Origin of the sequence: Thiomonas arsenitoxydans (genome assembly GCF_000253115.1) — a bacterium.
Taxonomy (GTDB): domain Bacteria; phylum Pseudomonadota; class Gammaproteobacteria; order Burkholderiales; family Burkholderiaceae_C; genus Thiomonas; species Thiomonas arsenitoxydans.
In genome coordinates, this window is sequence record NC_014145.1 from 3,026,528 (window position 1) to 3,044,191 (window position 17,664).

At 66.3% G+C, this 17,664-nt stretch carries 20 protein-coding genes and 3 pseudogenes; 9 read left to right on the top strand and 14 right to left on the bottom strand.

Annotated elements, in window-relative coordinates:
* Nucleotides 1-149: 149 nt before the first annotated feature.
* From THI_RS14270 to THI_RS18940, 10 genes are all read right to left on the bottom strand, one after another.
* The gene (locus tag THI_RS14270; RefSeq protein ID WP_013106962.1) at nucleotides 150-1,097 is read right to left on the bottom strand and encodes a F510_1955 family glycosylhydrolase; all 948 of its coding nucleotides are present in this window, start codon (nucleotides 1,095-1,097) and stop codon (nucleotides 150-152) included.
* Nucleotides 1,094-2,653, bottom strand: a complete 1,560-nt coding sequence (locus THI_RS14275) for a cytochrome c biogenesis protein CcdA (protein WP_041609028.1) — start codon at nucleotides 2,651-2,653, stop codon at nucleotides 1,094-1,096. The genes THI_RS14270 and THI_RS14275 overlap by 4 nt, the downstream gene beginning before the upstream one ends.
* A 14-nt stretch (nucleotides 2,654-2,667) precedes the next feature.
* Nucleotides 2,668-3,171, bottom strand: a complete 504-nt coding sequence (locus THI_RS14280; protein WP_013106964.1) for a TlpA disulfide reductase family protein — start codon at nucleotides 3,169-3,171, stop codon at nucleotides 2,668-2,670.
* A gap of 103 nt (nucleotides 3,172-3,274) precedes the next feature.
* Nucleotides 3,275-3,655, bottom strand: coding sequence for a hypothetical protein (locus THI_RS14285; protein ID WP_013106965.1), 381 nt, complete (start codon nucleotides 3,653-3,655; stop codon nucleotides 3,275-3,277).
* Between the two features lie 42 nt (nucleotides 3,656-3,697).
* The gene (locus THI_RS14290) at nucleotides 3,698-4,147 is read right to left on the bottom strand and encodes a potassium channel family protein (protein WP_050985967.1); all 450 of its coding nucleotides are present in this window, start codon (nucleotides 4,145-4,147) and stop codon (nucleotides 3,698-3,700) included.
* Nucleotides 4,096-4,521, bottom strand: coding sequence for a hypothetical protein (locus tag THI_RS14295; RefSeq protein ID WP_013106967.1), 426 nt, complete (start codon nucleotides 4,519-4,521; stop codon nucleotides 4,096-4,098). The genes THI_RS14290 and THI_RS14295 overlap by 52 nt, the downstream gene beginning before the upstream one ends.
* Before the next feature lie 39 nt (nucleotides 4,522-4,560).
* On the bottom strand, nucleotides 4,561-6,393 hold the full coding sequence (locus THI_RS14300) for a DUF3141 domain-containing protein (protein WP_172978989.1): 1,833 nt from the start codon (nucleotides 6,391-6,393) through the stop codon (nucleotides 4,561-4,563).
* Nucleotides 6,394-6,416: 23 nt separating this feature from the next.
* Nucleotides 6,417-6,707 (bottom strand): DUF5676 family membrane protein, encoded by a 291-nt coding sequence (locus THI_RS14305; protein WP_013106969.1) that lies wholly within the window; start codon nucleotides 6,705-6,707, stop codon nucleotides 6,417-6,419.
* On the bottom strand, nucleotides 6,697-7,026 hold the full coding sequence (locus THI_RS14310) for a YHS domain-containing protein (RefSeq protein WP_050986058.1): 330 nt from the start codon (nucleotides 7,024-7,026) through the stop codon (nucleotides 6,697-6,699). The genes THI_RS14305 and THI_RS14310 overlap by 11 nt, the downstream gene beginning before the upstream one ends.
* A 172-nt stretch (nucleotides 7,027-7,198) precedes the next feature.
* Complete coding sequence (locus THI_RS18940; RefSeq protein ID WP_156054964.1) at nucleotides 7,199-7,429, bottom strand: hypothetical protein; 231 nt, start codon at nucleotides 7,427-7,429, stop codon at nucleotides 7,199-7,201.
* Here THI_RS18940 and THI_RS18945 point away from each other — a divergent pair.
* The gene (locus THI_RS18945; protein WP_157869590.1) at nucleotides 7,401-7,604 is read left to right on the top strand and encodes a hypothetical protein; all 204 of its coding nucleotides are present in this window, start codon (nucleotides 7,401-7,403) and stop codon (nucleotides 7,602-7,604) included. The two genes, THI_RS18940 and THI_RS18945, sit on opposite strands and share 29 nt — an antisense overlap.
* Before the next feature lie 77 nt (nucleotides 7,605-7,681).
* Nucleotides 7,682-8,263: pseudogene (locus THI_RS14320) on the top strand (transposase); the annotation flags it as partial.
* Nucleotides 8,264-8,419: 156 nt separating this feature from the next.
* On the opposite strand, the pseudogene THI_RS14325 reads toward THI_RS14320, so the two are convergent.
* Nucleotides 8,420-9,106, bottom strand: a pseudogene (locus tag THI_RS14325) (IS5 family transposase); the annotation flags it as partial.
* A 548-nt stretch (nucleotides 9,107-9,654) separates the two neighbouring features.
* The gene (locus THI_RS14335) at nucleotides 9,655-10,101 is read right to left on the bottom strand and encodes a winged helix-turn-helix transcriptional regulator (protein ID WP_013106970.1); all 447 of its coding nucleotides are present in this window, start codon (nucleotides 10,099-10,101) and stop codon (nucleotides 9,655-9,657) included.
* Between the two features lie 208 nt (nucleotides 10,102-10,309).
* Here THI_RS14335 and THI_RS14340 point away from each other — a divergent pair, with 208 nt between their 5' ends.
* The 4 genes and pseudogenes from THI_RS14340 to THI_RS19425 form a co-directional block, all read left to right on the top strand.
* Nucleotides 10,310-11,131 (top strand): enoyl-CoA hydratase/isomerase family protein, encoded by an 822-nt coding sequence (locus THI_RS14340; RefSeq protein ID WP_157869591.1) that lies wholly within the window; start codon nucleotides 10,310-10,312, stop codon nucleotides 11,129-11,131.
* A 2-nt stretch (nucleotides 11,132-11,133) separates the two neighbouring features.
* On the top strand, nucleotides 11,134-12,069 hold the full coding sequence (locus tag THI_RS14345) for an oxidoreductase (RefSeq protein WP_013106972.1): 936 nt from the start codon (nucleotides 11,134-11,136) through the stop codon (nucleotides 12,067-12,069).
* Nucleotides 12,070-12,548: 479 nt separating this feature from the next.
* Nucleotides 12,549-13,124, top strand: a complete 576-nt coding sequence (locus THI_RS14350; RefSeq protein WP_013106973.1) for a DJ-1/PfpI family protein — start codon at nucleotides 12,549-12,551, stop codon at nucleotides 13,122-13,124.
* Nucleotides 13,125-13,156: 32 nt separating this feature from the next.
* Nucleotides 13,157-13,249, top strand: a pseudogene (locus THI_RS19425) (ribbon-helix-helix domain-containing protein); the annotation flags it as partial.
* A gap of 10 nt (nucleotides 13,250-13,259) precedes the next feature.
* Here THI_RS19425 and THI_RS18570 read toward each other — a convergent pair.
* Nucleotides 13,260-14,023, bottom strand: a protein-coding gene (locus THI_RS18570) for an IS5-like element ISThsp20 family transposase (protein WP_141130611.1) whose coding sequence is annotated in 2 segments (ribosomal slippage) — nucleotides 13,260-13,651 and nucleotides 13,651-14,023 — 765 coding nt in all. Because the reading frame shifts where the segments join, the coding sequence is not laid out codon by codon here.
* A 58-nt stretch (nucleotides 14,024-14,081) separates the two neighbouring features.
* The gene (locus THI_RS14365; protein ID WP_013106976.1) at nucleotides 14,082-14,510 is read right to left on the bottom strand and encodes a Cd(II)/Pb(II)-responsive transcriptional regulator; all 429 of its coding nucleotides are present in this window, start codon (nucleotides 14,508-14,510) and stop codon (nucleotides 14,082-14,084) included.
* 88 nt (nucleotides 14,511-14,598) lie between these two features.
* On the opposite strand from THI_RS14365, the gene THI_RS14370 reads away from it, so the two are divergent.
* The 3 genes from THI_RS14370 to THI_RS18950 are packed head-to-tail and all read left to right on the top strand — an operon-like array spanning nucleotide 14,599 to nucleotide 17,550.
* Nucleotides 14,599-16,986: a heavy metal translocating P-type ATPase gene (locus THI_RS14370; protein WP_013106977.1), complete on the top strand. Its 2,388-nt coding sequence runs from the start codon at nucleotides 14,599-14,601 to the stop codon at nucleotides 16,984-16,986.
* The gene (locus THI_RS14375; protein ID WP_013106978.1) at nucleotides 16,983-17,276 is read left to right on the top strand and encodes a TFIIB-type zinc ribbon-containing protein; all 294 of its coding nucleotides are present in this window, start codon (nucleotides 16,983-16,985) and stop codon (nucleotides 17,274-17,276) included. Before THI_RS14370 ends, THI_RS14375 begins: the two co-directional genes overlap by 4 nt.
* A 46-nt stretch (nucleotides 17,277-17,322) precedes the next feature.
* Nucleotides 17,323-17,550, top strand: coding sequence for a hypothetical protein (locus THI_RS18950; protein WP_013106979.1), 228 nt, complete (start codon nucleotides 17,323-17,325; stop codon nucleotides 17,548-17,550).
* The last annotated feature ends 114 nt before the right edge of the window (nucleotides 17,551-17,664 follow it).

Genomic DNA, 17,664 nt, shown 5'->3' on the forward strand with positions numbered 1-17,664 from the left:
CGGGCGGAGCCCGCGCGTCTCCGACGGCGGCCCAGCAAGACCAGTCTAGGCGGTCGGCGCTTTCAGGCAGATGACCGGATCATGACGTCGATGTCATGTTCGCCGCCGGCCGACGGTCGGCCTTCGCGCCGGCGGGCAGGCGAAGCGTCCTATCGCGTGCGCCCGGCGGCGGCGATCTGCTTCCAGCTCCGTCCTCCGTCGAGGGAGAGATAGACGTCGCGCCGGAAGGTGGCGATCGCCAACTCGCCGCGGCGCGCCGGGTTCTGCGCGACGTACGCGACCGCGTCCTCCCGCAGCGGCGGCAGCGCGACGGCCTGCGGCGCGCTGGACCCGCCGGCGAAGGCGATGCGCGTCAGGTGCGGCTGGCCGTCGTAGCTGCCGTACCAGAGATGCTTGCCGTCGAGGTCGAACGCCACCGACAGGAACTGGGCGTTGCCGGCGACGGCGCGGAAATGCGCGCCCGCGTCGGTGGACAGGTACAGCCCGCTCTTGGTCGCCGCGGCGACGATGCGCGGATCGGTGGGATGCACGGCCAGCGCGAACACCTCGCCCTCGAGGCCGTCAGCGGCCGCATGCTTCCAGACGAAGCCGTCGTCGACCGTGCCATACAGCCCCGGCTCGGGCATGCGGCTGTTGCGCTCCATGGCCATCGCGTAGACCGCGTTGGAGGCGTATCCGGCCGCCATGACGTGGAAGTCCGACTCGCCGCGCAGGCCGAGGGTGTGCCAGGTCCGGCCGCCGTCGGTGCTCTTGACCAGGCCGATGGGATTGACCGCGTTCGTCCCCGGCGCCGGGTGGCCGCTGCTGTAGAACGCCGTGCGCGTGGCGGTAAAGCCCATGTAGTCGTTGGACGCGCTCGGCAGCGTGGACCAGCGTCCCGCCGAGTACACCGCCACGCCGTGGTGGTCGGGGATGTAGAGCCTGGTGCCGTCGGGGCCGAAGGCCAGGCCGTGCACGTGCATCAGCTCGACCGGCGCGCCCGCGGCGGCGATGCCCGCCATGGCCGGCATCGCCGGGCCGGCAGCCCAGGCCGGAAGCATCGTCGCGGCTGCGGCCAGCAAGGCGGCTGCGAGCCGCCGGGTGGGGAAATGTCTCATTGCAACTCCTTTTCGGTTGGGATCAAGAGAAAGCTGAAAAAAGTGGATCGCCTCACCGCACCGCGGCGCTCAGGGTCGTCGGCGGTAGGCAAAGGTCCTTGTCCTCGCAGGCTTGCCAGGCCGGGCAGGCCGATGCGCGCGTCGTTCTCGTAGACGAGGATGTCGCGGCCGTCGATGCGCAAGCCGATGGTCGTGCCGGGCGGATAGCTCGGCCGCCCGTCGAGCGCGCGCCCGTCGCTCAGCACGCGCACCGACACGGGGATCAGGTAGGGCGCCGAGGGCGGATTGGCGTAGACGTGCCAGCCGCGGGCGATGTGCAGGATCACCGTCGCGCCGCCGGCTGCCGCAGTGACGCTCGCGCTCACCTCCGACGCGGAGTCGACCGGCGCGGCCATGCCGGCCGTCGAAACAGGTTGCAGGGTGGAAAGCCGCTCGATCAGCGTGCCGGCGGTGAACAGCCCGGACAGATGCCCCACCTCGCGTCCGTTGCGATCGAGGATCGCCAGGAACGGCATGCCGGCACCGCCGTACTTCGCCAGCAGCCGCTGCAGGACGGGGTCGGGGCGGGTGAGGTCGGCCTGCAGCGGCACGGCGCCGGCCGCGCGCACGGCGCGCGCCACCGCCGGGTCGCGGTACACGGTCTTCTCCAGGATGCGGCAGTTCAGGCACCACTGCGCGGTGAACTCGACCAGCGCCGGCCGATGCAGCGCGCCGATGGCGCCGGCGTCGCCAGCGCGCAGCGGCTGCCAGGGGATGCCCTGTCCGGCAGCGGGCCAGAACCCGGCGCCCAGGTAGGCGATGGCCGGCGCCGCGGCCCACCGGGTGCGCCGGTCAGTGGCGCGCAGCGCGGTGACAGCGGCCCACGGCACCAGCGCGGCGAGAAACGCAATCCACGCTGCATCAGCGACCCATGCCGGCAGCAGGCTCTGCGCGAAGAAGACCGCGCCGCCCAGCAGCAGCCAGCCGAAGCTCTTGCGCACCACCTCGGCCCAGGCCCCGCCTCGCGGCAGCCGGGCGAGTAGGGCAGGCCGCAGCAGCAGCACGACGTAGGGCAGCGCCATCCCCGAACCGATGGCCACGAACAGCGTCACAATGTCCGCCGGCGGTCGGGTCAGGGCGAAGACCAGCACGCCGCCGAGCAGGGGGCCCGTGCACGGCGTGGACAGCACGCCGCCGACCAGACCCGACACCAGCGGCTCGAGATGGCGACCACCGCGCAGGCGCGCGACCGCTGCCGGCACCGGCAGGCTGCGCGCGGAAAAGCTCGCCGCCGCCAGCACCAGCATCACCACGACCAGCCCGACCAGCACCGCGCGCGACTGGAACAACACCCCCCACTGCAAGTGCAGCAGCGCGGTGGCCAGTCCCAGCGCCGCGAAGAACGACACCGAGCCGAGAGCGAACAGGGCGGCGGACACGGCCCGCGCTCCGATTCCCTCGCCGGCCTCGCGCAGGATGGTTCGGACCTTGATCGGGATGACCGGTAGCACGCACGGGGTCAGGTTCAGCAGCAGGCCCGCGGCGAGGGCCAGGGCGATTTCGAAGAAAAGGGACATGTCGGTCGCACCTATCACGAAGCGGCCAGCTCGCGGCGGATGAGGCGGTGGAGTTCCGGGAAGTCCGGTTCACCGAGGATGCGCTTGAGGATGCGCCCGCGCTTGTCGACCAGGAAGGTGGTGGGCGTCATCCGCACCCCGAAGAACGCGCGGGCCGCGCTGCCGTCGGCGTCGCGGGCGACGTCGAAGGGCAGGCGGCGCGTGCGGGCGTACTGCTCGACGAAGTCCGGCGGGTCGTAGCTCATCGCTACCGCGACGAAGGCGAAATCCCGCCCCTTGAAGCGCTGGTCGGTCTGGATCATCTGTGGCATTTCCTTGATGCAGGTGGCGCAACTGGTCGCCCAGAAGTTCACCAGGTAGACCTTGCCGCGCAACTGCGTGGTGGTCAGCTTCCGGCCAGACAGCAGGACGAAGGTCGCGTCCGGCGCCGGCGGGTGGTCGGTGAGCGCGACATAGGCCACGGCGACCAATGCGGCGGCCACGCCGGCCGCAACGACGGATCGCAGACGAATGCGCATGGGAAAACCTCGATCGATCGTTCACGGGGACGGCCGCGGCGGATGCCGGCGTCCCCCGGAAGGGACGGCCACATGGCCGCCCCGCAGTGAGGCGTCGGGAGATTCAGGCCCGGGGCGGCCGGTAGGATGCGTCGGGCGGCGCGCTGGGGAGGCGCTGGTCGTCGGGTTGCGGCACAGCCGCTGCGGCAGGCGGCAGGAAGGACACGGCCGGCGCCGAAACCGTCGCCAGCGTCAGTCCGCAGACGACATGGCAGGTCGACTGGCCGCCGGCAGGACAGCCTGCGCCGTGACGCACGAACGGACGCGGCGGTGCGGCGAGGCTCGTGGCGCGCGCGGCCGACCCGTGTCCGAACGTTGGAGCCGCATGGCCGCATGCAGTCCCAGCCATCGCCGTGGCGGCCGCGGGCATTACGGCGTACGCCCAGCCGTGCAGTGGCAAGACTGCCAGCACAAAGGCGATGAAAGCGATGCGCAAGGCGCTCATGCGTTCGGGGAAGTGGGAATGGCCGGACCGTTGCACCGAAAATCATAGGCTCTTCGAATCCCCCGACGCGGCCGGGGCTTTCTCGCACAGGCGGGGGCGGGAAGCGGCGAGGTCGCGCCGGAGATTCCGTACCTCCTCGCGCAGCAACCGCAACTCGTCCTGGATGTCGCACTGCGCCTTCTTCTCGCTCTCGCCCACGAAGAACGCGGCGACGCCCGCAGTGACGAGCGAAAACACCGCGTAGCCGCCGGTCACCACCAGCACGGCCAGCGCCCGCGAGGCCGCGGTGGTCGGGACGAAGTCGCCGTATCCCACGGTGGCTGCGGTGGTGAACGCCAGCCACACGCCCTGGCCGTAGGTGCGGATGGTCGGCTCGATCCGGTAGAAGCCCACTCCCGCCAGCAGCACCGCTCCGGCCCCCAGCAGCACAGCGTAGGGAATCACGCTGTCGGAGAACACACGGCGGACATGGCCCAGCAGCCAGGCGAACACAGGGCGATGTAGAGCAGGTGGAGCAGGTGGACGATCGGCATCCAGCCCCGGTTGGCGCCGAGCAGCGCCAGCCCCGAAACCAGGACGATGAAGACCTTGAGCCAGTTGGCCGCGAGGTAGCGCCAGCGCCTGCGGCACAGCGTCGCCGTCAGCGCGGTCTCGGCGGCGAAGGCGGCGAAGATGAGCGCGTCGATGCGCAGCCCCCAGCCTGCGTACAGGGCATTGCCTTGCAGGTCCTCGAGGTAGAACGAGGGCATCGCCAGCAGGGCGATGCCGATCATCCACGGCGCAGCGAACCTGCCGAGCGCGCGGGCCGCGCGTCTCTCCCCCGCGGGAACGCCGTTGAAGCCGATCCAGGACGTGCGCGTCTTCATACCGTGCCGACCGCGGTCAGCGCCGCGGCCGACGCTGCTTCACCGACCATGGGACGCGCCTTTGCGTGTCGCGGGTTTGGCGGCAGCGGCAGGCTGCCCGGCGCCGTACAGCAGGGCGAACATCCGCTCGTCCTGGCCATCGCGCCATTCGCGCCATGCACCGATCGCCGCGCCCGTCCGGCGCACGGCGTCGCTCTCGCTGGCCATCAGCGGGTGCTCGGGCGGCAAGGGTTTGCGCCGCTGCCCGACCTGCCGGGCGAGTTCGCGCACCGCGCCCATCCACGGGTTGAACTCCCCGGACAGCAGCATGCGGCTGGTGCGCATGGGGTGCAGTCTCTCCAGGACCGCGGCGCTCCATGGGTTGGCCAGAGCGCGCACCAACGGGCCGGCCCAGTCGCGGTAGAGACGCTCGTTGGCCTCGGAAACCTGCCGCACGCGCTCGAACGCCTCGGGCGTCGCGGGGAACTTCAGGTCCTCCACCTCGCGCGGTTCGAAGCGCACGGCGTAGGCCGGTTTGCGCGAGTCGGGATCGCCCGAGGGATTGTCGATGCGCATCTCGTACAGGCCGGGCTCGAGCGATTCGATCTCGGCGAGGCTTTCGAGGATCGCGCGGTGCTCCAGCCGCGCCACCTTGGCCGAGACGAAGATGCCCAGGTGGCCGACGTGCGGGTCGATCAGGTAGACGATACGCTGGCCGGCGGCCTTCAGGTCGGCGGTGTCCTCGTAAACCGCCGGGATCCAGCCCAGCGCCTGGTGCGGCGGGGTGATGTTGTCGCCGTGCGAGGCGAAGATCACCAGCGGATTGCGGATGCGCCGCAGGTCGGCGAAGCAGCCGTCGCAGATTCGCACCCCGCCTTCCTCGAGCCGGTTGCCGATGAACAGGTTCTCGACGATGGAGAGGATCTCCTCGCGGCCGAGGAAGTAGAAGCTGCCCCACCAGCGCTCGAACTCCAGGAAGCGGTCGCGCTCGGTGTCGACCGCGACGAACAGGCAGGCGTATTTTTCCCACACCGCTTCCGGCTTTAGGGTCTCGAAGTTCTGCACCAGCCAGGCGCCGTCGAAGCGGCTGTCGCCGAGGTCGGCGAGCAAGTGGGTCATCCAGGCGCCGCCGACGAAGCCGCCGGCGATGCGCATGGGGTTGACCCCGGGCTCGCCCGCCCAGTACGACAGCGGCGAGCCATTGAGCACCGCCGGCCCGGCCAGCCCCTGGCAGTCCGCCGACAGCAGGGCAATGGCCCAGCCCGCCTGGCAATTGCCGTAGAGGACGGGTCGCGTTCCGGGGTGGCGCTCGGCCACGACCTCGACGAAGCGCCGCAGCGCATGCAGCACGTCGGCCAGCGTCTGGTCCGGGCAGGGCTCGGGGAAGAACACGACGAAGTACACCGGATGGCCCTCGCGCATCGCCATGCCGACCTCGGAGTCGCGCTTGAACCCGCCGATCCCCGGGCCGTGGCCGGCGCGCGGGTCGACGATCATCACCGGGGGCTTGGACGCGTCGGTGCAGCACTCCTCGCAGCGGTCCTCGCCAATGCGGGTGATGCGCAGCAGTGCGTAGTTGGCCGGGCGCTCGAAGCGGCGCGCGTCGAGCAGCGTCTCGTAGTCGAAGTCCAGCAGCGGCGGCTTGCCGGCGCGCTCGTGGGCGATCAGGTCGTCGGCGCGCTGGCGCAGCGTGTCCCAGAACAGGATCGAACGCTCGACGACGTCGCGCGCATAGTCCAGCGGGAGGAAGCCGGCCGCTGCCGGCGGTGCCGGGTTCGGCTCCGGCGCCGCCGGCGTTGCGGCGACGGCAGGCGCGGGAACCGGCGCGGGCGCAGCGGCGACTTGCGTCGGGGTAGCGGACCGACGGGGAGACTTGCGTGGGATCGCGTGCATGGGAAGCTCTTCCGGGCGCAGCCTCATTCGGTCAGCCGGGCAGCGAAGAAGTTGAACAGCGGGCCGAAGATCAGCGCCACGTACCAGCCGTAGCCGAAGCTCTCGCCCAGGCCGAGCAGGAAGCTCGGCCAGCTCAGCCAGGTGAATCCGGGCAGCAGCTTCAGCCAGCTCTGGTACATGGCCTGCCCGGGAACGAGCAGATCGAAGCCGACGCAGGCGGCGAAGGTGATGGCCAGGAAGATCCCCAGGCTCATGCCAAGGGCGACCACCGGCAGGCGCGGGCGATTGGCGGGACGCCAGGTTTCAGTGGGCATGGGAGTGCTCCTTCTCTTGGTCCGCCATGGCGTAGCGCTCGGGCGCAGCCTCGAACTGGTCGCGGTGCTCTGCGGAGCAGAACCAGTACGGCCGGCCGCGGTAGACGGCCGACCTGGCGGTGGCGGTGTCCACGCTCATGCCGCAGACCGGGTCGACCGCCTTGTCCGGCGCCGGGCCGCCGGAGGCGCCGCCAGCCCCTCCACCAGCGCGGTCGTGGCCCTCGTGTCCGCCGTGGCCCATGACGTGCGCCCCGCAACCGAAGCGCATCATCACGAAAAACACGCCGGCGATCAGCAGTAAGTACAGCAGTGTGCCCATGAGCCTGCCCTCCTCAGCTTGCACCGCGCATCGCAGACCCGGCCCATCCGCAGTCAGTGCGCGATTTCCGATTGCTCGATCCGAGTATAGGCATCCGTCGCTGTCCCGCGCATGACCATCCCATGACATCTGCGTCATGAATTTGCAAGGCGAAGCCGGACCCGATGCGGGGCTACCGGACCAGCACTTTGCCCAGCATCCCGGCCCGCATGTGGCCGGGCATGGTGCAGGCGAAATCCACCGCCCCGGCCTGGCCGAAGTGCCAGACCAGTTCGCCCTTTCCTCCCGGCGGCACGGCGACCATGTTGGGTTCGACGCCGTTGGCCATGTCGGGCATCGCCGCCATCATCTTCTCGTGCTCCTGGAGTTCGGCCATGGTCCCGATGGTCATCTCGTGCCGCATCTTCCCCTGGTTGACGAGGATGAAGCGGACGGTCTGCCCCCGCTGCACCTACATCGCGTCCGGTGTGAAGCGCATCGAATCGTCCACGGCGATCTCGATCGTCCGCGTCGCGTCGGCCACGACGCCCGGAACGCCGACGGCGGATAGCCGGCGAAAGGCCGCAAAAGAAGCGTGACGTTGCACAACTGAGCTATGCGGCTTTGAGCTGCCGCCGCAGCAGTCCCGACTTGGGTTCTTCTGACGCTGTACACAAAGGGCAAGGCGCGCAAGCCCTACGAGTTCGGGGTCAAGACGAGCATTGCGGGCGCCCATCAGAGCGGGCTGATGGTGGGCGCCCGGACCTTCCCGGGCAACCCCTACGATGGCCACGTGTTGAACCCGCAACTGGAACAGACGGGCATTTTGCTGGAGGGGACGGGCAAAGTGCCCAAGCAGGTGGTGGTCGACTTGGGCTATCGGGGCGTGGACAAGGACAACCCTGGCGTGGAGATCATCCACCGGGGCAAGTACAAGCCGCTGACGCTGCAACAGCGCCGATGGCTGAAACGCCGGCAGGCGGTGGAGCCGGCCATCGGGCATCTGAAATCGGATAACCGGATGGATCGCTGCTGGTTGCAAGGGGCCACCGGCGATGCGTTGCATGCGGTGCTCTGCGCGGCGGGCTACAACCTGCGCTGGTTGCTGCGGGCGATGGTGCGTCTGGGGCTGAAGGTCCTTTTATTGCGCCCTGAATTCGTGGCCGGGTTGGCCCACTTCCTGGGCTCCCCTGCGTCCGGTAATGTCAACGCGCTTAGATATGCGTTCGCTCATGCCAATCTCGGTGGCATCAGATGAATTTTGCAGGGCCGACTACTTCGCGTCAATAACGTGCCACTACAAACAGTTTCGGAAAAACACCCCACGGTGACATTCAACCCATTGATTCAACACATCTATCAACCGCCGACCATCGCTGAAATCTGCTCAGAACGTCGAACTTGGGTTGCCCAGGCCGTCGGGACGTTTCTTGATCAGGCTGCGCTTGGTGGCCACATGCCAGTTCACGTTCGGTGCGATCCGGCCGTCTTGCTGCGCGGCCGTGACCTCGTCGCGCTTGTCCACGCCGGTGTAACCCGCATCGGCAAAGACGTCCGCTTCCTCGCCATGCAGCAGTTCAGTCACATGCGACACATCGGCTGCGTGGGCAGCGGTGGTCACCCCCGTATGCGCCAGCCCCGACTCGGCATCGACGCCGATGTGCAGCTTCAAGCCGAAGTGCCAGTTGTTGCCCTTCTTGGTCGAGCGCATCTCGGGGTCGCGCGTGCCCTGCGCGTTCTTGGTGGAACTGGGCGCCGCGATGATGGTAGCGTCGATCAGCGTGCCACGCTTGAGCAGCAGTCTGCGCTCTTGCATGCCGGCGTTCACCCCGTCGAGCAGTGCGCGCGTGAGGTCGTGGGTTTCCAGCAGGCGGCGAAACTTCAGCAAGGTCGTCGAGTCAGGGGCGCGCTCGGTGCGCAGATCGATGCCGACGAAGCGCCGGAATGCCGCACTGTCGTACAGGGCGTCTTCCACGCCCTCGTCGCTCAAGCCAAACCACAGTTGGATGCAATACAGCCTCAGCATGCGTTCGGCGCCAATGGGCGGGCGACCGCGACGACCGCTCTTGGGGTACACCGTCTCGATGGCCTGCACCAGCTTGTCGCTGGCGTCGATCTCGCTGTTGGACTTGGCTGCCAGCGCCTTGAGCCTGGCATGCTGCGCCGGTCAAGATCGGCAGAGTCTTCAGCGTGTGGCTCACGGTTTTGCGCTTCATCGTGTTGCCTTTCGGTGCGGTCGGCGCGACGTGCCGAGATGGTGCGGATGATCTCAATGGGGTGGCCGTTCTCATCGGCCTTGCGCACGGTGTGCGTCACGCTATATCGTCATGTTGTCACTTTCGAGCACTCAAGCCGGGGACTGGCGGCGTGCGTGGGTGACGGCGAGCATGTCGATGCTGGTGGCCGTCACGCGGTAGAACACGATGTAGGTCGGGTGGACGACCATCTCCCGCGGCTGTGCAAACCAGTCGATGATCTTGTACAGGGGGATGCTCGGGTAGCGCCTCGGTGAGCTGGGTGATGCGCTCCAGCGGCCTTCCGGCAACAATCAGGGCGCACTCGCCGATGTCATCGATGACCTGGTGCAAGTTACAACGCCTCTTGCTCGGTAGAGTCGAACTCGGACACGGACACGATGATCAGACCAACCTACGCCATCGCAGAGACTGAAGGCTCAGCCCCTGGCCCCGGCTTCCAGTCCATGTCGCGCGCGTTGATCGGCTCGGCGCACTGATCACACACCAAAACCGGCTGTGACACCTTGCCGCAGGGCCTGTGCATCAACACCAACGGCGGCCCCTTGTCCTCGTCCAGCCAGCGGTCACCCCAGCGCATGAGCAGCACGATAGCTGGGTACAAGTCGACCCCCTTTTCCGTCAGCCCGTATTCGAAGCGCGGAGGACGCTCCAGATATTGATGCCTCTGTAGCAGGCCGTTGGCGACCAGCTTTTTGAGACGGTCGGTCAGGATGTTGGGCGCGGCCGCCAGGGTGGTCTGGAATTGATCGAAGCGGCGCACGCCAAAAAACGCTTCCCGCAGGATCAGGAAGGTCCAGGCGTCGCCAACCTGCGACAGCACGCGCTCGATCGAATCCACCCGCGGGCGTCGCTGCGCGACCGGGACCTCGGGGCGTGATCCGGTTGATTTCTTTTTATTAACTTGCATTTTGATAGCGTCTGTGTAACTATTCATTCGATTGTGACTGGTTGTGCGCCCAGGTGCAAGCCCGTCGCTGCAACACATCCCGAACTCAAGGAGCAAGCGGATGAGCAACGATCTGATCATTGAACAAAGCGGTGACGCCATGCTGCTGACGCTGAACCGTCCGCAGCGGCGCAATGCGCTGTCCATGTCCTTGTCCGCCGAACTGGTCGGCGCCTTCGAAAAGGCGCGCGACGCCACCGACATCAACTATCTGATCATCAAAGGCGCGGGGGAGCACTTCTGCGCCGGCGACGACATCACCGAAATGCCCAAGTGGGGCAATGCCAACGACGTCATGCGCCGCGTGCGCTACTACCAGCACATGGCGAATACGCTGGAGGAGTTGGACAAGATCACCATCGCAGCGGTCGACGGCATGGCCGTCGGCGGCGGCTTGGAGATCACCATGGCCTGCGATTTCGTCATTGCCACTGAGCGGGCTCTCTGGGGCATGCCGGAAGTGGATGTGGGCATTACCCCGGGCTGGGGCGGCACCACGCGCATGGCGCGCCTGATCGGTCGGCGCATGACCAAGGAGATCAACCTGATCGGCGCCTTGCACGGTGCGCGCCGCGCCGTGGACCTCACCCTGTGGAACCGGGTCGTGCCGATCGGTGCACTCGATGCGGAAGTGAACCATTTGTTGGAGGTATTCCGGGTGAAGAATCACCAGGCCGTGAGACAACTGAAATTCATCATCAATCGGGGAGTGGAGTGCGATTTGTACACCGCGCAGGGCTTCGAGGCGTTGTCGGGCGCGCTCTCCGGCGCGGTCAACGGCGCCTGGCAGGTGCCGGATGCGGATCAGGGCAGCGGCGTCGTCGATTTCGCCAGCAAGAAGGGCAAGTGGGATCAACGGCGGCCGCTGGCGCGCAATTTCTGGGTCGACTGCCCATCAATGCAAACACACCCACGGGAATAACAATGAGCCATTGGACAACGGCCGACATGCCGGATCTGAAGAACAAGCTGGCGGTCGTCACCGGCGCCAACAGCGGCTTGGGGTTTCACACGGCGCTCGAACTGGCGCGCAACGGGGCGCAGGTGGTGCTGGCTTGCCGGGGACGCGAGAAAGCCGAGTCTGCAATGAACGCGATCAAGGTTGCAGTGCCCGGTGCGCAGCTCGAGTTCATGGCGCTCGACCTCGCCGATCTCGATTCCATCGCTGCATTTGCGAAGGCTTTCAAAGCCAGGCATCAGAAGCTGGATATCCTGCACAACAATGCCGGCGTGATGGCGCTGCCGCTGGTGCGGACCAAGCAAGGCTTCGAGATGCAGATCGGCACCAATCATCTTGGCCATTTCGCTCTTGCCGGCCTGCTGCTGGATGTATTGCTGGTGGCATCCGCCGCCCGCGTGGTCAGCACAGCGAGCCTTGCGCACAACTGGACGCGCAGCATGGACTTCGGTGACCTGAACTGGGAGCGCAAGCGCTACAAGAAGTGGGACGCCTATGGCAAGAGCAAGCTGGCGAACCTGCTGTTCACCTACGAGCTGCAGCGGCGCCTGAGCAAGGCGGGAGCCCGGGCGATCAGCGTTGCCGCGCATCCGGGTTACGCCGCCACCAATCTGCAAACCGCCGGGCCCACGATGGAGAAGTCCGCCTTGGGTCGGATGTTCATGCGGATGGGCAACGCGCTGCTGGCGCAATCCGCCGAAATGGGTGCGTTGCCCCAGCTCTACGCAGCCAGCATGCCGGATGTGCGCGGCGGCGATTACTACGGTCCGGACCGCATGGGCGGGAATCGGGGCTACCCCAAGAAGGTGGGCTCCAACCAAGCCTCGCGCGATGAAGACTCCGCGCGCCGCCTATGGGAGCTGTCCGAAAAGCTGACCGGCGTGCGCTATCTGAGCGAGTGATCCTTCAACTTGGGAACTGGTGTCGTCGCCTGCGGTAGATTGGATTGGTCTGCCCCGAGCGGGCAGTCGTCAGCGAGCGGTCGGGGGCGTGTGTCGCTCGGTCCGCATTGGCGCCAGTGAACCGCCTCGGGTTTCCGGAGGCGTTTTTGCTTGAGTCAAGCTGCAACAGCTTGCTCAGCAAGTTGACGATCGTAGTTGTCGGCGATGTCTCATCTGAGTTGTTCGCGCCGACGTCAGGTTGACCAAGGGGCCGAAATTGCGGTGACCAGGGAAGAATTGCGGGTGTTTCCTGTCGAGTGAGGACATGTACCCAAGGCGCATGGATCAACGATGCGTCGGCACACTGGTCAAATCCGAACGGTATACACATCCGCTTCAGTTCCGGGGAAACCACGACTCGCTCGATAAGCAGCTACTACCAGCTCAGGCGTGTACAGCGAACAATGGTGGAACCACATGCTCCAATGGAGACAATCACGATGAGCAAGATCCTGATGCTGTGCGGCGACTTCGGCGAAGACTACGAGGTGATGGTTCCTTTCCAGGCTCTGCAGGCTGTAGGCCACACCGTTCACGCCATCGCGCCCGACAAGAAAAGCGGCGATCACGTGATGACGGCGATCCACGACTTCGAGGGCCAGCAGACCTACAGCGAGAAGCCTGGCCACCGCTTCACCCTCAACGCCAGCTTTGGGGACATCGACCCCACCAAGTACGACGCACTGGTGGTGCTCGGCGGTCGTGCGCCCGAGTACCTGCGCATGAACACGCGCGTGGTCGAGATCGCGCGGCACTTTCTGACCAACAACAAGCCCGTCGCCTCCATCTGCCATGGCGCCCAACTGCTGGCCGCCACCGGCTTGATCAAGGGCCGCAAGCTCAGCGCCTACCCCGCCTGCCAGATCGAGGTCGAGTTGGCCGGTGCGGAGTACGTGGGCATCGCCATCGACGCGGCCGTGACGGACGGCAACCTGGTCATGGCGCCTGCCTGGCCAGCGCACCCGGCGTGGATCGGCCAGTTCCTGGCCGTGCTCGGCACGCGCATCAGCCTGTAGCATTCCAACCCACGGCCTCCTGGAGCCCAGCCATGTGCAAGATCTTCATCAGTGCCGACCCCACCAGCTATGAAAGCCGTACGCGATCCGTGCGCTTGCATGGGGTGGTCACCAGCATCAGGCTAGGTCGTGTCGTCACGAGATGCGCAGCCAGAGGACGATGCATCGAATTTGCACGGCGGCAACGAATGAGGCGACGTTTTTCGCGTAGCGCGTGGCGATGCCCCTCCATCGCTTGAGATGTAGGAAGGCGTTCTCGACCAGATGGCGCAGTTTGTAGAGCGCCTTGTCATAGGCCCTGGGTTGCTTGCGGTTCTTGCGCGACGGAATGACGGCTTGCGCACCTTGCTCTTGGGCTTTCGCCACGATGGCATCGCTGTCGTAGCCTTTATCGGCAAGTAGACACTGCATCCTGAATCCATCCATCAACCGCTCAGCCTCTGCGCAATCCGCTCGGGCACCTTCTGTAATAACCGCTCTGAGCGGCAGACCATGCGCATCCACGGCCAGATGTATCTTGGTGTTGAGCCCCCTTTTGTACGGCTCATGGCCTGATTGCCACCCCGCGCTCCTGCGGCGTGTGGATGGACTTTGCAATGGCTGGCATCCATCATGAGCCATTCGAAATCAGGCTCCACAATGAACTGCTCGAGCAGCGACTCCCAAATGCCCTGGTCACGCCAGCGGCAAAAACGCCGATGGGTGTTTTTCCATCCACCATACGAGGCCGGCAGGTCTCGCCACGGCGCGCCGGTGCGAAGAATCCAGAACACGGCATTGATGAATTGGCGGTTGTCCTGCGCAACCCCACCCCAAACCCCCGCTCGCCCCGGCAGATGGGGCTCGAGCAATTCCCAGTGCCTGTCTGATAGGTCGTGTCGATGAAGAGTCTCTGGCATCTCAATAGCGCAGTCGTTGCGAACAACGCCATCATGCCATATCTCGTGACGACACTATCTAGGGTTCCGCATGGCATTCGCAGGGCTCGCCAGCCGCAGCGTGCTGCAGGTTCTGCATGATGCCGCATGCGCCCGCGGTTCGATTGGCCTGGCAGGTTTCGCGCAGCGCGTGCAACTGCTGCTCCAGCAGGCGCAGCGATTCGACTTGATGGTGGATACGCGCGATCTGCCGGTCGATCAACTGGTTGATGGCGCCGCACGCCGATTCAGGATGCTCCTGAAAGCTGCGCAACACGCGCGCGTCCGGCAATCCCATGCCCAGCGAGCGGCAGTGACGAATGAAGTTGAGCTGCACCAGGTGGTCATTGGTGTAGTTGCGATAGCCGTTGCCCTCGCGGGCGGGCGCGTCCAGCAAGCCCTCGCGCTCGTAAAAACGCACCGTCTCCACGTCGCAGTGGCCGCGCCGCGCCAATTCCCCGATTCGCATGATGTATTCCCCTGCCGTGCAAAGGCACTTGACCCTGTAGCTGCTACAGGCTGTTCAATGATCGCACTGTTCACCGAGATCCGCCATCATGAGCCAGCACGACCCCACCAGCACAGCGTTACGCCTGCCTGTCCAGGCGCAAGACCATGAGCCCGCATGTGACCACGATCATGCGCACGATCATGGTCACGACCACGGCCCTGATGCGCATACCCATGCCCACGCGGCGGCCGATGCCTGCTGCGCCCCAACGACACAGACCGACTGCCTCACGGGGGTGTGCAACACCAATCCGGCACCCGAAGGGACCAGCCGGGTGCGCTACCGCATCGACAAGATGGACTGCCCGACCGAGGAGCGCCTGATCCGCAACAAGCTGGAGGCCATGCCCGGGGTTGTGCAGCTCGACTTCAACCTCGTGAATCGGGAGCTCACGGTGTATCACCGCTTGGATCAGCCCCAGGAGATTGCCGTGGCGCTGGACAAGCTGGGCATGGCACCCAATTTGCTGGAAGCCAATGCGCCGGTGTCCGTGCTTCCCCCCGCCCTGAGCCGAAGGCAAAAAGGTCTGCTCGCCGTGGCTGGCGCCGCCGCCGTCGCGGCCGAGGTCATCGCCTGGTCGAGCGGGCAAGAAGCCTCGTGGATGGTGATGGCGCTTGCCGCCGTGTCCATCCTCAGCGCCGGTCTGCCCACCCTCAAGAAGGGCTGGATCGCGCTCAGAAACCTGACCCTCAATATCAACTTCCTGATGTCCATCGCCGTGGCCGGGGCCGTGGCGCTCGGCAAGTGGCCGGAAGCGGCGATGGTGGTGTTCCTGTTTGCCGTGGCCGAGGCGATCGAGGCGCTGTCGCTGGAGCGTGCCAGGAACGCGATCAAGGCGCTCACGGCCATCGCGCCGGAAACTGCCGAGGTCAAGGCTGGCGAGGCCTGGGAGTCCAAGCCGGTGGCCGGGGTGGCGGTCGGCAGCCGCATCCGGGTGCGCACCGGCGCGCGGGTGCCGCTGGACGCACGCGTCGACTCCGGCCGCGCGGCGCTGAACCAGGCGCCGATCACCGGGGAAAGCCTGCCCGTGGACAAGCAAGCGGGTGACCTGCTGTATGCCGGCAGCATCGTGGCCGATGGCGTGGTGGAAGCCACCGTCACGGCCTCGGCTGGTGACAGCACCTTGGCCCGCATCGCCCTGGCCATCCAGAGCGCGCAGTCACAGCGCGCGCCGACCCAGCGTTTCGTCGATCAATTCGCGCGCTACTACACCCCCGCGGTGGTGGTCTTCGCCATCGCCGTGGCCATCCTCGGCCCGCTGCTGAGCGGCGGCGGCTGGAGTTCCTGGCTGTACGAGGCCCTGGTCATGCTGGTCATCGCCTGCCCCTGCGCCTTGGTGGTGTCGACCCCGGTCACGGTGGTCAGCGGCCTCGCGGCGGCGGCCCGGAGGGGCATCCTCATCAAGGGCGGGGTGCATCTCGAAGGCGGCCGGCTGCTCAAAGCCGTGGCGCTCGACAAGACCGGCACGCTGACCCTCGGCAAGCCCGCGCTGACCGATGCGATCCCGCTTGGCGATATGCCGATCGCGCAAGCCCTGCGGATCGCCGCCAGCCTCGATGACCACAGCACCCATCCGGTCGCCCAGGCGCTGGTCGCCGGTTGGCGCGCGCAGCAGCCGGGCGCCGCAGTCATGCCTGTCGATGATTTCGGCGTGCTGCAAGGGCGCGGCGTCAAAGGCAGCATGGACGGGCAGGTCTGGCATCTGGGCAATCACCGCCTGGCTGAAGACATTGGGGTCTGTTCGGCCGCGCTGGAGGCGCAGCTTGCCGTGCTGGAGCGTGCCGGCAAGACCGCCATCGTTTTGTGCGACGCGGTCGGCCCGGTGGCCGTGTTTGGCGTCGCCGACACCCTCAGGCCGGAGAGCGCGCAGGCCGTTGCGGCCCTCAAGTCGCTGCATGTCGAACCCGTCATGTTGACCGGCGACAACCCGGCCACGGCACGGGCCATTGCCGTCCAGCTCGGCATCAAGGATGCGCGCGGCAATCTGCTGCCGCAGGACAAGCAGGCCGCCGTTGCCGAACTGCATGCGCGCTACGGCTCGGTCGGCATGGTCGGCGACGGCGTGAACGATGCGCCGGCGCTGGCACGCGCCAACATCGGCTTCGCCATGGGAGCGGCCGGCACCGCCACCGCGCTGGAAACCGCCGATGTGGCCATCATGGACGACGACCCGCGCAAGATCGCCGACTTCATCCGCTTGAGCCGGCACACCGCCATGATTCTCAAGCAGAACATCGCCCTGGCGCTCGGCATCAAGGCCGTGTTCTTCGTGCTGGCCCTGAGCGGCGTGGCGACCCTGTGGATGGCGGTGTTCGCCGACATGGGGGCCAGCCTGCTGGTGGTGTTCAACGGCATGCGGCTGCTGCGCCGGCGGAACGTGCAGCGGTTTGATTTGCTTGGTTCATGGTTTCACAACAAGGAGATGCCATCATGAAATGCCCCGTCTGCAAGGAAAGTACCCTGGTGATGACCGAACGCCAAGGCATTGAAATTGACTACTGCCCGCAATGTCGCGGCGTTTGGCTCGATCGCGGCGAGCTCGACAAGATCATCGAGCGCAGCCAGCAACAGGAGGCGGCCAGCGCACCACAGCAAGTGGGCCGCCCATCACCACAGCCTGAAAGTTATGGCCAAAACGACGGCCACCACGGCGGTGGGAAACATCAGGGGCGCTATGGCCCGATGCAGGGCCGAAAATCGTTCTGGAAAGAAATTTTCGACTGAGCGTGCAAAGCTCTCTTGACCGCCCAAGGGTGCTGGTGAGGAGGGCATGCGCAATTTCCAACAAAATGCTCGGTCCCGGCGACCATTTTTTGCTGCGCTTGCGACGGAACTCTTGCTCGAAGTGATGCGCCGGGCGTTGCCGCTCCTCACGATGGCCGGATTTTCCCTTGGTGTGGCGGTCATGCCGGGGCTGAAAATGCTGACGGAAACGCCAGCGCAAAAAGCCTGGAGCAGGCGCCGGCATTTTTCCTTGGCTTTCTCGTCCCGCTCGTGATCGAGGTGCTCGTCCGGCGTTGGTACATTCAGCCGCCTTGCATCCGGGGCTGCAGGCCACGCCGGGTTCGGAGGCGGCGAGCCAAGCGTTCGACTCACCGCCCCGGTGTGCGCA

Coding starts and splice junctions, on each gene's coding strand:
- THI_RS14270 (WP_013106962.1), bottom strand. CDS start 1,097: ATGAGACATTTCCCCACCCGGCGGCTCGCAGCCGCCTTGCTGGCCGCA.
- THI_RS14275 (WP_041609028.1), bottom strand. CDS start 2,653: ATGTCCCTTTTCTTCGAAATCGCCCTGGCCCTCGCCGCGGGCCTGCTG.
- THI_RS14280 (WP_013106964.1), bottom strand. CDS start 3,171: ATGCGCATTCGTCTGCGATCCGTCGTTGCGGCCGGCGTGGCCGCCGCA.
- THI_RS14285 (WP_013106965.1), bottom strand. CDS start 3,655: ATGAGCGCCTTGCGCATCGCTTTCATCGCCTTTGTGCTGGCAGTCTTG.
- THI_RS14295 (WP_013106967.1), bottom strand. CDS start 4,521: ATGAAGACGCGCACGTCCTGGATCGGCTTCAACGGCGTTCCCGCGGGG.
- THI_RS14300 (WP_172978989.1), bottom strand. CDS start 6,393: ATGCACGCGATCCCACGCAAGTCTCCCCGTCGGTCCGCTACCCCGACG.
- THI_RS14305 (WP_013106969.1), bottom strand. CDS start 6,707: ATGCCCACTGAAACCTGGCGTCCCGCCAATCGCCCGCGCCTGCCGGTG.
- THI_RS14310 (WP_050986058.1), bottom strand. CDS start 7,026: ATGGGCACACTGCTGTACTTACTGCTGATCGCCGGCGTGTTTTTCGTG.
- THI_RS18945 (WP_157869590.1), top strand. CDS start 7,401: ATGGTCCCGATGGTCATCTCGTGCCGCATCTTCCCCTGGTTGACGAGG.
- THI_RS18940 (WP_156054964.1), bottom strand. CDS start 7,429: ATGCGGCACGAGATGACCATCGGGACCATGGCCGAACTCCAGGAGCAC.
- THI_RS14340 (WP_157869591.1), top strand. CDS start 10,310: ATGCTGCTGACGCTGAACCGTCCGCAGCGGCGCAATGCGCTGTCCATG.
- THI_RS14345 (WP_013106972.1), top strand. CDS start 11,134: ATGAGCCATTGGACAACGGCCGACATGCCGGATCTGAAGAACAAGCTG.
- THI_RS14350 (WP_013106973.1), top strand. CDS start 12,549: ATGAGCAAGATCCTGATGCTGTGCGGCGACTTCGGCGAAGACTACGAG.
- THI_RS14365 (WP_013106976.1), bottom strand. CDS start 14,510: ATGCGAATCGGGGAATTGGCGCGGCGCGGCCACTGCGACGTGGAGACG.
- THI_RS14370 (WP_013106977.1), top strand. CDS start 14,599: ATGAGCCAGCACGACCCCACCAGCACAGCGTTACGCCTGCCTGTCCAG.
- THI_RS14375 (WP_013106978.1), top strand. CDS start 16,983: ATGAAATGCCCCGTCTGCAAGGAAAGTACCCTGGTGATGACCGAACGC.
- THI_RS18950 (WP_013106979.1), top strand. CDS start 17,323: ATGCGCAATTTCCAACAAAATGCTCGGTCCCGGCGACCATTTTTTGCT.